This window comes from Paenibacillus sp. WLX1005 (assembly GCF_046603685.1).
Classification (GTDB): Bacteria; Bacillota; Bacilli; order Paenibacillales; family Paenibacillaceae; genus Saccharibacillus.
Window position 1 is genome coordinate 3,759,290 of sequence record NZ_CP176756.1, and the last position, 14,418, is coordinate 3,773,707.

The 14,418-nt window shown below is 46.5% G+C and carries 12 protein-coding genes and 1 tRNA gene; 3 read left to right on the forward strand and 10 right to left on the reverse strand.

Annotation, left to right across the window (positions count from 1 at the left end; all coding sequences use genetic code 11):
- Positions 1–289: 289 nt before the first annotated feature.
- The 3 genes from ACE3MZ_RS16075 to ACE3MZ_RS16085 all read left to right on the forward strand — a co-directional run bounded on the left by ACE3MZ_RS16075 (position 290) and on the right by ACE3MZ_RS16085 (position 2,487).
- Entirely contained in the window at positions 290–505 is a 216-nt protein-coding gene (locus tag ACE3MZ_RS16075; protein ID WP_411343154.1) for a hypothetical protein, read from the forward strand.
- Positions 506–778: 273 nt separating this feature from the next.
- Positions 779–1,531, forward strand: a complete 753-nt coding sequence (locus ACE3MZ_RS16080; RefSeq protein ID WP_411343155.1) for a hypothetical protein — start codon at positions 779–781, stop codon at positions 1,529–1,531.
- 215 nt (positions 1,532–1,746) lie between these two features.
- Positions 1,747–2,487 carry a Crp/Fnr family transcriptional regulator gene (locus ACE3MZ_RS16085; protein ID WP_411343156.1) on the forward strand — a complete coding sequence of 247 codons (741 nt, stop codon included), beginning with the start codon at positions 1,747–1,749 and terminating at the stop codon, positions 2,485–2,487.
- Positions 2,488–2,554: 67 nt separating this feature from the next.
- On the opposite strand, the gene ACE3MZ_RS16090 is transcribed toward ACE3MZ_RS16085, so the two are convergent.
- The 10 genes from ACE3MZ_RS16090 to lspA form a co-directional block, all read right to left on the reverse strand.
- Positions 2,555–2,628: transfer RNA gene (locus ACE3MZ_RS16090), tRNA-Ile, on the reverse strand.
- A 413-nt stretch (positions 2,629–3,041) separates the two neighbouring features.
- Positions 3,042–3,686 carry an orotate phosphoribosyltransferase gene (gene pyrE / locus ACE3MZ_RS16095; RefSeq protein ID WP_411343157.1) on the reverse strand — a complete coding sequence of 215 codons (645 nt, stop codon included), beginning with the start codon at positions 3,684–3,686 and terminating at the stop codon, positions 3,042–3,044.
- Positions 3,673–4,422 carry an orotidine-5'-phosphate decarboxylase gene (pyrF, locus tag ACE3MZ_RS16100; RefSeq protein ID WP_411343158.1) on the reverse strand — a complete coding sequence of 250 codons (750 nt, stop codon included), beginning with the start codon at positions 4,420–4,422 and terminating at the stop codon, positions 3,673–3,675. The genes pyrE and pyrF overlap by 14 nt, the downstream gene beginning before the upstream one ends.
- An 84-nt stretch (positions 4,423–4,506) precedes the next feature.
- Positions 4,507–7,803, reverse strand: a complete 3,297-nt coding sequence (gene carB, locus ACE3MZ_RS16105) for a carbamoyl-phosphate synthase large subunit (RefSeq protein WP_411343159.1) — start codon at positions 7,801–7,803, stop codon at positions 4,507–4,509.
- 2 nt (positions 7,804–7,805) lie between these two features.
- Positions 7,806–8,936, reverse strand: coding sequence for a glutamine-hydrolyzing carbamoyl-phosphate synthase small subunit (carA, locus tag ACE3MZ_RS16110; RefSeq protein WP_411343160.1), 1,131 nt, complete (start codon positions 8,934–8,936; stop codon positions 7,806–7,808).
- A gap of 107 nt (positions 8,937–9,043) precedes the next feature.
- Entirely contained in the window at positions 9,044–10,369 is a 1,326-nt protein-coding gene (locus tag ACE3MZ_RS16115) for a dihydroorotase (RefSeq protein ID WP_411343161.1), read from the reverse strand.
- Positions 10,370–10,466: 97 nt separating this feature from the next.
- Positions 10,467–11,378, reverse strand: coding sequence for an aspartate carbamoyltransferase catalytic subunit (locus ACE3MZ_RS16120; protein WP_411343162.1), 912 nt, complete (start codon positions 11,376–11,378; stop codon positions 10,467–10,469).
- Positions 11,375–11,938, reverse strand: a complete 564-nt coding sequence (gene pyrR, locus ACE3MZ_RS16125; RefSeq protein WP_411346817.1) for a bifunctional pyr operon transcriptional regulator/uracil phosphoribosyltransferase PyrR — start codon at positions 11,936–11,938, stop codon at positions 11,375–11,377. Before pyrR ends, ACE3MZ_RS16120 begins: the two co-directional genes overlap by 4 nt.
- Positions 11,939–12,869: 931 nt before the next feature.
- Positions 12,870–13,835 (reverse strand): RluA family pseudouridine synthase, encoded by a 966-nt coding sequence (locus ACE3MZ_RS16130; protein WP_411346818.1) that lies wholly within the window; start codon positions 13,833–13,835, stop codon positions 12,870–12,872.
- A 60-nt stretch (positions 13,836–13,895) separates the two neighbouring features.
- The gene (gene lspA, locus ACE3MZ_RS16135) at positions 13,896–14,387 is read right to left on the reverse strand and encodes a signal peptidase II (protein ID WP_411343163.1); all 492 of its coding nucleotides are present in this window, start codon (positions 14,385–14,387) and stop codon (positions 13,896–13,898) included.
- Positions 14,388–14,418: the final 31 nt, after the last annotated feature.

The window sequence follows — 14,418 nt, forward strand, 5'->3', positions numbered from 1 at the left end:
ACACTCCCATTCTGACATTGAAACCAGTTTCAATTAGTGTAGCGTATATTGTGCAAATGGGAAAGCGCTACGCCGTATTTGATTCATACCAACGCTGTTATGTTTATTCGATAACATAGGTATTCGTGCAGCGTGTCCTATACATGTTGCACCAATGCGAGTACAATCCAGTACCCTATGCTCATAAGCTACTTAGAATTCAATAGCATGAATAGGGCTGAACAAACTGGAACATGAAGGATTGCCACATGAATATCAAACTAACCAGAACAAGAAAGGATGTATACTCATGACTGAACATAACGATAAACACTTGACCGATAGCAACAAAGACGACGCATTTGAACAAGGGAAAGGCGCAGGTGTAGATCCTATCCCTGATCCCGACCCAAATCATAAAAATAGCGCATCCGATCTGCTAGAGCAAGCCGTCGACGACTCACTAGAAAAGCTAGAAGACGATTTCACTAGCGACGACGACAAACCGCAAAAGCATAAAAGCTGATTAATTTTTACGTTATTCAATTGGTATATATTCATATTTTATATTTCGCGTTAATAATGATTACAATTAATAAATAAATTTGAATTTAATCAAAAGAAGTACTATTTGCGGATAGTACTTCTTTTTGATTCAAAATTTGAGCTATGAAATATATTTTATAATTTAAGCATTAAATGTGGCATAGAACACAATAAATCGGTAGTAAAAAATACATATTTTTCAAAATATATGATTTATTATTTTAATTGACTATTTAAAGAGAGGAAAGTGACTATGAAAGATCAAGATGAAATAATAGTATTTGGAGTTGATGTAGGGAAAGAAAGTGTATGGGCAAAAGTAGATTCTTTTCCAGACGATATTTGCAATCAAATAAATCCATATGTTGTAAACAAGCCACAAAAAATTATGTATAACGCAAATAAAAGCTATAAATGTGATTCTGATATTAATGTATTAGTTAAACAAATTATTGAATGTTTGGAAGATAATAAAAAAATAGCTATAGGTTTCGAAGCACCTATGTGGACCTATTATGATACAGTTACGCCACGTTTTAAAGAGGAAAAACCTTCTCATCTATGGTATACTTCTGCTGGAGCTGCCAGCCATGTTATGGCAAAGATCTTTGGACTTCAAATTTTCAACAAGTTATCCAGTGAATATCCTAATTTTAAAGTGACCACCAATATTAATAATTGGGTAAACGGAACAATTTTTTTGTATGAAGGCTTTTTTGCAGGTTCATACAAAGTAGCACGACAAATTAATTATAAAAATACAGCTAAAATAGGTGTCACAAAATCCCAGCTTCACTATTGGGATGCCTTTTCTGTAGCGACTGCTTTTTGGTATTATATAACAAATAATCAAAACATGACATTAAAAAGTCTCGTTTTAACCGATTTAAACTCTAGTTATACAAAAGACTCATTATGGTACAAAACTTCCACTGAAGCTAAGATAAACATAAATGATTCATCTAATGACGTTTATAGTAATTGCATCACTTTAACTTTACAATAGTAACAATTATAAATCCCCATTGGTATTTATTTTATCAATGGGGATTTATAAATTTTTATAGTATATATAAGTAATATTATTCAAATATCTTTTGTAATATTAGTTTTAATAGAATTAAAATTATTGGTCTATACACCCCATAATTTTATCTTCTTCTCAAAAAGTAAATATTTTTGTTATAATATTTCTTAAAATGGAAGAAAGAGGTTAGGGTTATGTATGTAAGTGTATTAGATACTCCATTTTTCAAAGAAATAGTTATTAATAATCCGATACATGTTCAAACTTTCTTTCAAAAACGTACTTTATCTAAGCATCAAGTTTTATTTTATCAAAATGATATTGCAGATGAAATGTACATTATAAAAACGGGATCACTACAAATCTATCGTCAAGACGAAGATCGAATTATAGTTTTAGGACATCAATTTTCGGGTCAAACTATTGGTGAGCTAGAAGCTGTCCATCACGAAAAAAAGAGATTAGCTTCGGTATCTGCATTAGAAAATACTACACTCTGGATGATCAAAACGAAACAGTTAGATGAACTTATCGATATGTATCCTATCATTTTGCGACGTATGTTTTACGTAGTGAGCGATCGATTAGCTCAAGCAGATCGTAAAATTGAATACTTGGCTTTTCTAGATGTTCGCATTAGAATTGCGAATCTCTTGCTTGATCTATATGCTAATTTTGGCAAGTCTCAATCAGAAGGAACTTTAATTGACTGGAAAGTTCCGCAACAACACCTTGCTAATATGGTAGGTATTGGTCGAGAATCTGCTACTAAAGCACTTGGAGAGTTGCAACAAGATGGTATCATTCATATCGAGAAACGAATGATTACTATTATTGATTTCAAAAAATTATTTGAACTTGCCGGAGGAATAGGCACCTCAGAAGATCGGCGTTGGCATTCTTACTATACATACCGTACACCAGATAATATTTAAGTTTTACATTAAAACAAAAAGACGATTCGTCCGCTAATCTTCAACGGACGAATCGTCTTTTTTCATATGGGCCCAGAGGGACTCGAACCCCCGACCAACCGGTTATGAGCCGGTAGCTCTAACCAACTGAGCTATAGGCCCGCATCAACATAATGAACGTAATATTATGGTACTTCATGTAAACAGCGACTCAATTAATATACCGCAATTTTTGCTGAATTGTCAATCATTTTCATGCAACGGGTATAGTACGTCAGTACACGATGTATACGCCTTGCAATGTATACGCTTTGCGTTGGATAACCAAACGAACTTGTACCCACTCCATCTGTAGCAGCATATCTCTTATACGCATATTGCCATTTGGACATTGTATCGTTCCCTGCTAAAGGACATATCGATGAACCAACAAGACATATCAATCAACAAACTAGCAGCAGATCAGATCGATACCGTCCATTCTGCTGCTAGTTTGCAATCTTGGTATGCTTCATCTTGGATGTTAATCAGGTCTACTCTAATATCATCCAATCTCTAATTTCATCCGATCTAGTCTATTCCTTGCCAAATGCTTCCGGATTCTCGCGCCACGAATGCAGCAGCTCCAGATCTTCTTCCTGTACTTTGCCCAGTTCGACCGCTTTCTCGATCAGTGCGGTATAGTTGGACAATGTTTGCAGTGGTAGATTGGCATCTTCAAACGCTTGTACCGCTTTGTCCAGCTGGTAGCTGAAGATCGCCAGTACAACTAGTGGCTCGGCACCAGCTTCGCGGATCGCTTCCGCGGCTTTGATCGAACTGCCACCTGTGGAGATCAGATCCTCAATCACAACGACGCGCTGACCTGGCTTGATTAGCCCTTCGATCTGATTTTGCTTACCATGCCCTTTGGCTTTGTCACGTACGTATGCCATTGGCAGATCCAGCTTCTCGGATACCCAGGCGGCGTGTGGAATACCAGCGGTTGCCGTTCCAGCAATGACATCGGCATCCGGGTATTGATCGCGTACAATCGTTGCAAACGCATCGGCAATCTGATCACGGATAAACGGATATGACATGGTCAAACGGTTATCGCAATAGATGGGCGATTTGATGCCAGATGTCCACGTAAATGGCTCCTGCGGACGGAGTGCGACTGCTTCGATTTTGAGTAGGGCTGCGGCGATATGTGCCGGGATTTCTTCAATGGTTAACATGTTCACTCATCTCCTTGATTATCTGTTCTGCTGCCTGCCTTGGGTCGGCTGCGGCGGTAATAGGGCGTCCAACAACGAGATAGTCGTTACCAGTGGCAATAGCACGTCCGGGCGTCATAATGCGCGTCTGGTCAGCGACATCGCTTCCTGCCGGGCGTACACCGGGTGTAATCGTCAGGAAAGAAGTTCCACACATGTGCTTGATTGCCGGGCCTTCTAGCGGTGATGATACGACGCCATCCAGCCCGCTTTCGCGTGCCAATTGAGCGTACCGAACGACGGTATCCTCTACTTTACCAGTGATACCGATCTCTTCGTTCATCACCTGCTGCGAGGTGCTGGTCAGCTGTGTGACAGCAATGAGCAGCGGACGATTCAGAGAAGAATCTTCGCTTAATGCTTGCTCCATACCGGAAACGGCTGCTTGCATCATCTGTTTACCACCAGCAGCGTGCACATTGAACATATCAACACCAAGCTTGGTGATGCTATGGGCGCCGCCTTTGACGGTGTTGGGAATATCGTGCATTTTCAGATCAAGAAAGACATAGTAGCCCTTTTGCTTCAATTCACGTACAAATTCTGGACCAGCTGCGTAAAAGAGCTGCATTCCCACTTTGATATAACATGGAATACCAGCTAGCTTGTGTATCAGCTGTCGCGCCTGTTCCACATCTGGATAGTCCAGCGCCACGATCAGCCGCCGGGCAGTAGCGCTATGTACATATTCGCTCATCTGTCTTCATCTCCTTTATACCGATGCGCACACAAATGACGGCGGACATGGAAATGGTCCGCCGCGCATATGATGGTATAGCATTTAGCTCATGATGGTTTCTTGATCTTGCAATTGACCGACAACAGCTTGAATGTCTTTACTTGCTGGCTCTGCCTGCTTTTGTGTGCTCAGCGATGGCATTGCGTAGGAAGAGAAGTTGATCGTATCCAGCATAGTCAGCAGTGCTTCGACTGTATCAAGCGAGGTCATGCAGACGACGCCGTTCTCAACCGCTTCACGGCGGATACGGAATCCGTCACGCTCTGGCGTTTTGCCTTTGGTCAGCGTGTTAACGACGAAGTTTGCTTGTCCGCTGCGAATCAGATCGAGAATATTCGGTGTGCCTTCGGACAGCTTGTTCACGACAGTAACCGGGATGTTGGCTGCTTTCAGTGCATCCGCTGTACCGCCAGTAGCGATGATTTTGTAACCAAGACGGTAAAAGCCTTTGAGCAGACGAACTGCTTCGTCTTTGTCCTTGTCGGCTACAGTAGCAATCAGCGCGCCAGTGGATGGAATTTTCATACCAGCACCGATCAGACCTTTGTATAGTGCTTTGGCATATAGCAGGTCGCGACCCATCACTTCACCAGTCGATTTCATTTCTGGTCCGAGTGTCGGTTCTACACGACGTAGCTTGGCGAACGAGAATACCGGTACTTTCACGGATACGTGGTCGCTTTCTGGCCACAGTCCTTCTTGATAGCCGAGATCAGCCAGCTTGCGTCCGAGAATCGCTTGTGTTGCGATATTCGCCATCGGGATATTGGTTACTTTGCTCAGGAACGGTACGGTACGGGAGGAACGCGGGTTTACCTCGATCACATACACTTCATTTTGGAAAATAACGAACTGGATGTTGACCAGACCGATTGTTTTCAGTTCCTTGGCAATTTTGATCGTGATGTTAACGATTTTCTCTTTCAGTTCGGCAGTCAGATGTTGTGGCGGGTAGACAGCGATGGAGTCACCGGAGTGAACACCTGCTCTCTCGATATGCTCCATGATGCCTGGTACAACAACCGTATCGCCATCACAGATCGCATCCACTTCCACTTCCTTACCGAGCATATAACGGTCGATCAGTACCGGGTGTTCTGGATTGATCTTCACCGCTTCTGCCATATAGCGCAGCAGCTCGTCATCAGAGTACACGATCTCCATCGCGCGTCCACCAAGTACGTACGATGGACGTACCAGCACCGGATAGCCAAGCTTCTGTGCCGTTTCTACTGCTTCGTCAACCGATTGTACCGTGCTGCCTTTTGGTTGCGCGATATTCAGACGGGACAGCAGTGCTTCGAACTTTTTACGGTTTTCGGCTTCGTCGATGCTGTCAAGGCTCGTACCGAGAATGTTGACGCCCGCTTGTTGCAGTGGTGCTGCCAGATTGATTGCCGTTTGTCCACCAAACTGTACGATTACGCCGATTGGTTGCTCTTGCTCGATAACGTTCATCACGTCCTCGAAGAACAGCGGTTCAAAGTACAGACGGTCAGACGTGTTAAAGTCAGTCGATACCGTTTCCGGATTGTTGTTGATAATGACCGCTTCGTATCCTGCTTCTTGAATCGCCCATACAGCGTGTACGGTCGAGTAGTCAAACTCAATCCCTTGACCAATCCGAATCGGACCGGAGCCAAGCACAACGATCTTTTGCTTCTCGGCTTGTGTGACTTCGTTCTCGGTTTCATACGTGGAGTAGTAGTATGGCGTTGTCGCTTCAAACTCGGCTGCGCACGTATCAACCATTTTATAGACAGGTACAAGACCTTTTTCTTTACGATAGCTACGGATGGAATGTTCATCGCTGAATTTGTCATCCGGCTGATTCGGCTTGCGCAGTTCAGCAATGGAACGGTCAGTGAAGCCTAGACGCTTCGCTGTATAGAGCGTGTCATCAGACAGTTGTTCTTCCAATGCAATGACCGATTCATAAGCGACGATCCGCTCGATCTTGTCAAGGAACCACCAGTCGACATTGGTCAGCTCTTGGATCTGATCCAGACTGTAGCCGCGACGGAATGCTTCCGCGACCAGGAACAGACGCTCGTCGTCTGCTTTGGTCAGACGTTCATTCAGTTTCTCATCGGAAATCTCGTGCGCATCTTTCAGATGAATACGGTGTACTCCGATTTCCAGTGAGCGTACGGCCTTGTGAATCGCTTCTTCAAACGTACGTCCAATCGCCATTACTTCACCAGTTGCTTTCATTTGCGTACCAAGCTTGCGGTTCGCGCTGGTGAATTTGTCAAATGGCCAGCGTGGGATTTTGGCAACGATGTAATCCAGTGTCGGCTCAAAGCATGCGTATGTTTGACCAGTTACCGGGTTCATGATCTCATCCAATGTGTAACCAAGGGCAATCTTTGCAGCCATTTTGGCAATCGGATAACCGGTTGCTTTGGATGCCAGTGCCGAGGAGCGGCTAACACGCGGATTCACTTCGATTACATAGTATTGGTAGCTTTGTGGATCGAGTGCAAACTGTACGTTACATCCGCCTTCGATATTTAGCGCACGGATGATTTTCAGCGACGCAGAGCGCAGCATCTGATATTCACGGTCGGACAGCGTTTGGCTTGGTGCTACTACGATGCTGTCTCCAGTGTGTACGCCAACCGGGTCAAAGTTCTCCATATTACATACGACGATACAGTTATCGTTCGCATCGCGCATTACTTCGTATTCGACTTCTTTCATACCGGCAATGCTTTTCTCTACCAGACATTGACCGATTGGACTGTAGCGCAATCCTGCCGCTACCGTCTCACGCAATTCTTCTTCATTGGCGCAAATACCGCCGCCCGTACCGCCCAGTGTATAGGCCGGACGCACGATGATCGGATAGCCGATCTCGTTAGCGAAGACGAGTGATTCTTCCAGCGTAGTCGCGATGATACTTTCTGGAACCGGCTGTTCCAGCTCTCTCATCAGATCACGGAACAGATCGCGGTCTTCCGCTTTTTCAATCGAATTCAGCTGCGTACCAAGCAGCTTCACATTTTCGCTTTCCAACACGCCAGCGCGTGCCAATTCTACCGCCATATTCAGACCCGTTTGACCGCCCAGTGTCGGCAACAGTCCATCAGGACGCTCCTGACGAATGATCTGGGTCACGAATTCCAGTGTAATTGGCTCGATATATACTTTATCTGCCATATTCGTATCAGTCATAATCGTTGCCGGGTTGCTGTTGATCAGCACCACTTCAACGCCTTCTTCTTTGAGCGCTTGACACGCCTGTGTTCCTGCGTAGTCAAACTCGGCTGCTTGTCCGATTACAATCGGACCGGAACCGATCACGAGGATTTTCTTGAGGTCATTATTCTTGGGCATGCTTAGTTGGCTCCTTTCACAGCGGCAAACATTTCGGCCTGACGTGTTTTCTTCGGATTGTCTTGTTTGTGTTCACGAATCATATTCAAAAATTGATCGAACAGATAGCTGTTATCAAATGGTCCCGGTGCCGCTTCTGGATGGTATTGTACAGAGAAGGCAGGGTATTTGCTGTGCTTCAGTCCTTCAATCGTTTTGTCATTGTTGTTGATGTGTGTTACTTCCAGATCTGTACCTACGATCGATTCTTCTTTGACCGTATAGCCGTGGTTCTGGGAAGTGATGTAGCAGCGTCCAGTGCTCAAGTCTTTGACCGGGTGGTTCCCACCGCGATGACCAAATTTCAGCTTCTCGGTATCCGCACCGCATGCCAGTGCAAACAGTTGGTGACCAAGGCAGATGCCGAAGATCGGGTATTCGCCAAGCAGTTCGCTCAGTACATTGACCGCATGCGGAACATCTTTCGGGTCCCCAGGGCCGTTAGACAGCTGAATGCCATCTGGATGTAGACGGCGAATCTGCTCAGCTGTTGTATCCTGTGGTACTACCACGACGTCGCAACCACGTTGTGACAGTTCGCGTACGATCCCGCTCTTCGCACCGTAGTCGATCAGCACGATGCGCTCTTTCGCACCTGGGCTGCTGTAGATGTGGCGCGTCGATGTGTGGCTCACCTGATCGATGGACGATGTTGTTCCTTGCAGGCGCTCCATCAGTTCCTCTGTGGATAGTGATGCGGTCGACAGAATGCCGCGCATCGTGCCTTGATGACGGATGCGGCGTGTCAGCATCCGTGTATCAATATCGCTGATGCCGATAATCCCATATTCGCGCAGCAGTTCGTCGATGCTGTACTGAGCGCGCCAGTTACTTGGAACCGGCTCATGCCGTCGGACAACGAATCCATTAATATATGGACGAACCGACTCAAAGTCATCGCGGTTAATACCATAATTTCCGATCAGTGGATAAGTCATCGTTACAATCTGTCCGCAGTACGACGGATCGGACAGTACCTCCTGGTAACCGGTAATTCCGGTATTGAATACAACCTCTCCCGTCGTTTCGCCTTCCGCTCCGAAGCTACGGCCGGTGAATAATGTTCCGTCTTCCAATAACAATTTTGCCTGCATTCCGTTTCACTCCTCTGTCTTTCCTGAAAGTTATAATGATGGAGCATGGACACCCATGCATCCTTCTTATTGAATCGTCTGAATAATTATATCACAAGTTGGTATATTTATGCACTAGTAGTTATCGTTTTCTCTGACCACACGATTTGACCGTCCACAATTGTCATGGTTGGCCATCCTTGTAGCTTCCATCCTGTAAATGGTGTGTTCTTTCCTTTGGAAACAAATGTCGCCGGATCAACCGCTCGTTCGCTATCCAGATCGATCAATGTCAGGTCGGCAGGCGCGCCCGTTTCCAAACGTCCACTGTCGAGGCGGAATACTCTTGCCGGATCAGCAGTCATGCGCTGTACCAGTAGTTCAAGCGACCAGCGTCCCGTCTTGACGAACTTGGTGTAGAGCAGTGGAAATGCCGTTTCGAATCCAGTAATACCGAATGGTGCCAGCTCCATGCCTTTTGCCTTTTCCTCGGCGCTATGCGGTGCATGGTCGGTAACGATGATATCGAGTGTACCGTCTTCCAGCGCGGCGATGCAGGCTTCCACATCACGCGGCGAGCGCAGCGGCGGGTTCATTTTCCAATTGGCATCCATACCCGGAATGTCCTCGTCAGACAAAATCAAGTGATGCGGACACACCTCAGCGGTCACGTTGATGCCGATTGATTTTGCCAGTCGGATCAAGCGGATCGATTGTTCGGTACTAACGTGGCATACATGATAATGTACACCTGTCGCTTCGGCGAGCAAAATATCGCGTCCGACATGAATCGCTTCGGATTCGTTCGGTATGCCTTTTAAACCGTGCTTGCGAGCAAATTCACCATCCGTTACGGCTGCGCCGACAACGAGTGAATCGTCCTCACAGTGAGCGATAACCGGCATATTAATGGAAGCCGCCAGCTTCATTGCGTCCTTCATCATTTGTGCATTTTGTACGCCGACACCATCATCTGTAAAGCCGACAGCGCCTGCTGCTTTCAGTGCTGCAAAGTCAGTCAATTCGCGTCCCAGTTCATTGTACGTGATCGCTGCATATGGCAGTACTTTGACGCCGTTGGCTTGTGCAGCTTTATCCAAAATAAGCTCTACCACTTCCGGCTTATCGGTTACTGGCTTGGTGTTCGGCATACAAGCGATTGTTGTATACCCGCCCTTCGCTGCGGCTTCTGTGCCGCTGGCAATCGTTTCTTTATGTTCAAAGCCCGGCTCGCGCAGATGCACGTGCATATCGATCAAACCCGGTGTCAGCAGCTTGCCAGTGCCATCAATCTCGGTCAGCTCGGTGCCATTTGCCAGTTCGCGGATGATCTCTTCTGCCGCTTGATCTGCCGGAAATATACGAGCAATTTTACCGTCTTCTACCCATACATGCGTTGCCTTTAGTTCACCTTGTCCGTTCAGTACATTTGCGTTTTTTATGAAAATTGTCATCCTATACCTCCGAAGTTATCGGTATTCGCATCACTGCATAATCGTTGCATACAGATGCGAATACCTGAATCGTTATTCAAGTGTATCTACTGTATGATTAATTGCGCAGTGCGCGTTCGATAACCGCCATGCGGATCGGTACGCCATTTTGCATTTGCGTGAAAATTTTCGATTTCGGACTTTCTACCAGTGCGTCGTCGATCTCGACATTACGGTTGACCGGAGCCGGATGCATGATGATTGCATGCGGCTTCAGCTTCGTTGCTCTGTCCTCAGTCAATCCGTAGTGCAGCCGATAATCTTCGGCAGATTGGATCATGCCGCTGGCGTGACGTTCAAGCTGTACTCGTAGCATCATGATCACGTCGGCTTGCAGTGCTTCTTCCATAGAGATGTATTTCATATCTGGAATGTCGGTTGCTCTCATATTATCTGGTGCGCAGAAGCTCACATTCGCCCCCATCGCCGTCAGAGCCCAGAAGTTGGAGCGAGCAACGCGGCTATGCAAGATGTCGCCGACAATCGCGACACGCAGACCTTTCATGTCGCCAAAATGACGTTTCATTGTGTACAGATCGAGTAGCGCCTGTGTCGGGTGTTCGTTGTTACCATCCCCGGCGTTGATGAGCGGGACACTCACTTTCTCTGCCAGCTGTTGTAGTACACCCGCAGGCTTCAAACGAATAACTCCCGCATCGATACCCATACTTTCCAGTGTTCGAACAGTATCGTAGATCGATTCGCCTTTCTCCACACTGGAAGCAGCTGATGTAAAGTTCAATACTTCGGCGCCCAGTCGCTTCTGTGCCATTTCGAAGGAAACGCGAGTACGCGTACTATTTTCAAAAAACATATTCGCTACAAATTTGCCTTGCAGCACGGATACCTGTTTCTCGGTGTGTGCATCCCAGTATGCGGCGCGATCTAGAATCGAAGTCAATTCAGAGGCGCTCATGCCTTTCAGTCCCAGCAAGCTGCGTTGGTTCAGGTTTGTTGTTGTCATGATCATACCAGTACCTCCCGATGTTGCAGGATATTGACCTGATCGTTCCCGTCCACTTCACTTAGCAGCACTTCGATTTCTTCCAGTTTGGAAGTTGGTACATTTTTACCGATGTAATCCGGTCGAATCGGTAGTTCGCGGTGTCCGCGGTCAGCCAGCACTGCCAGTTGAATCATATTCGGTCGTCCGCAATCCATCAGCGCATCCATAGCTGCGCGGATTGTTCTGCCAGTATATAGTACATCGTCGATCAAAATAATCTTCTTGTCGCGGATGCTCAGATTCTCCGGCGTCAATCGCACTTGTTCGCCTAGTGCTGCCTTCGGTTCGTCGCTACGGTCGTCACGATAGCCGGTGATGTCCAGCTCGCCGTAAGGAACCGGAGTGCCTTCAATTTCCTGAATACGAGCTGCAATCCGTCGTGCAAGATACACGCCGCGTGTACGGATGCCGACGATGATGCAATCTTCGATACCTTTATTTTTCTCCAAAATCTCGTGTGCAATACGGGTCAGTGCCCGGCGAATTGCCGTCTCATCCATGATAATGTTGATATGCGTATCCATTGTCATGATTTGTAGCCTCCTCAGGTTTATGTTGCTTACACCTAAGGCCCCGTGGTTAACAGGCATACCGTGCTGTGGTCATGCTGCAAACTCGTGCTGCGCCATCCGAAACAGGGTATAAAAAAACTCCCTGCCCGGAATGGCAAGGAGTGTGCAGTCATCTACCCTCGGTTATGACTGTCATACTTAGACGCACTGCAACCTCGCCACTCCAGCGGAGGGCGTACTTGCAGTGAACATCATTCACGTTACCTTGCCAGTCTCTCTGGACTGAATTAAAGGTGCTTATTCATCTGAACTGAATTATGACAGATGCGGGTGGGGATGTCAACCTTGTTGGTAGGATTCGTTTTATGAACAGGTACGTATGGGGCAAAATGTAGATACAGGAACCGATCAACGTTGGCATGGATTGAATAAGAGAAACCACTCCGGAAAAGGAAAATGCCAACGGCCTCGGGTGAAGAGTGGAGTTTTTTCTGAATAGGGGGTGAGTGGTAAAAACTCCACTCTTCAAAGTCGGTCTTTTGGCATTTTTCCTTTTCCTCCGTTCCGTGCGGGTCAATTCATACCTCATACCTCGTACCTCATACCTCATACCTCATACCTCATACCTCATACCTCATACCTCATAGCCTATTTTAGGCGAAGTATTGATCCATGCAAAAAGACTGGGAGTTTGCACGACAGCAAGTTCCCAGTCTTTTGGTGTGATCAGATATTCTCTTTTAGATAGTTCACGAAGGATAGTGCACGAAACATTGTACAGATGAGATATTGATTGAATAGATATTTGCATAATCAATTGGTGTAAATGAAATGTTCTATATAGAGTTCTTTGTCGAGTTCTGTATAAGATTCCATATAGCACATATAACCACTCAATCGTTATGCAACCACTCAGCATTATTCGTTCTGTACTTAAACGGAATTAGCGGTTGCGCAGGGCGAATAGTTCTTGTTCCATATCGTCCGGGATCGGTGCTTCAAATTCGAGGTATTCGCCAGTCGTTGGGTGTACGAAGCCAAGTACGGCGGCGTGCAGTGCTTGCCCTTTGACGTAAGATGCTTTGGCGCGTACGCGTCCGTACATCGGGTCGCCGACCAGTGGATGGTCGATAAATTTCATGTGAACACGGATCTGGTGCGTGCGTCCGGTTTCGAGACGCAGCTCGGCAACGGTGAAATCGCCGAAGCGTTCGGTAACGGCAAAATGGGTTATGGCGTGTTTGCCATTTTTATCAGTTACGGTGAACATTTTGCGGTTTTGCGATGCGCGTCCGATTGGGGCGTCGATCGTACCATGATCGTGATCAATATTACCGTGTACAAGCGCAATGTATTTGCGGGTCACACTGTGATCTTTGAGCTGGGCAGACAGGGATGCATGGGCTTTATCGTTTTTGGCAGCCATCAGCAGTCCACTGGTGTCCTTATCGATACGGTGCACGATGCCCGGACGCAGTTCGCCATTAATGCCGGACAGGTCAGTGCAATGATACATCAGTGCATTGACCATCGTACCGGAATAGTGACCAGCAGCAGGATGCACGACCATGCCGCGTGCTTTGTTGATCACGATCAGGTCGGAATCCTCGTATACGATATTCAGCGGAATATTTTCCGGTTCCAGCTCGGTTGCGGACAGATCAGGAATCGTAACGACAACTTGCTCGCCTTCTGCCAGTTTGCGATTGGCTTTTACGGTTTGTCCATTGACGGTCACATGATTGTCTACGATCCAACCTTGAATTTGAGAACGGGAAAAGCCTTCCGGCATCCGGTCGGTAATGTATTTGTCGATCCGTGCTTTGGCATCTGCCGCTTCCACCGTCCACTCCAATGTGTCAGCGCCAGTTTCTTCATCATCCAACTCGGCGGACAATTCGTCGACCAATGTTTCTTCGTTCAGGTCAGCTTCGTTTTGCGGGTATTGCTCGTTATTATGATTACTCACTTAGATGTTCTCCTCTTTCTGCTCTACAGGCTGATTCTTTTCGCGGCGCATATCCAGCAGCGCGTCAAGAATGATCAGTGCCACCCCGACCACGATGCAGGAATCTGCTACGTTGAAGATCGGGAAGGTATAACTGCCAAAATTAAACTGGAAGAAATCGACGACCTCTCCCATCCGTGCACGATCTATAAAGTTGCCGACCGCTCCGCCAAGTACGAGCGACAGTGCGACAGGCAGCAGCTTATCCGGACGTGATTTGACTTTTTGAATGTACCACACGATTGCTACAACAACTGCAATCGTAATGACGATGAAAAACCAGCGCTGATTTTGCAAAATACCAAATGCCGCTCCTTGATTACGATGCGATGTAATCAGGAAAAAGTCACCGATCACCGGAATTTGCTCTCTCAACTCCATGCGCGTTGCTACGAAAAATTTGCTGATCTGGTCGATAATAATCGCCACGAGCGCAATGACATAATAGATCACGTTCATCCTCCACCCTGTTTGTTCAATCCCT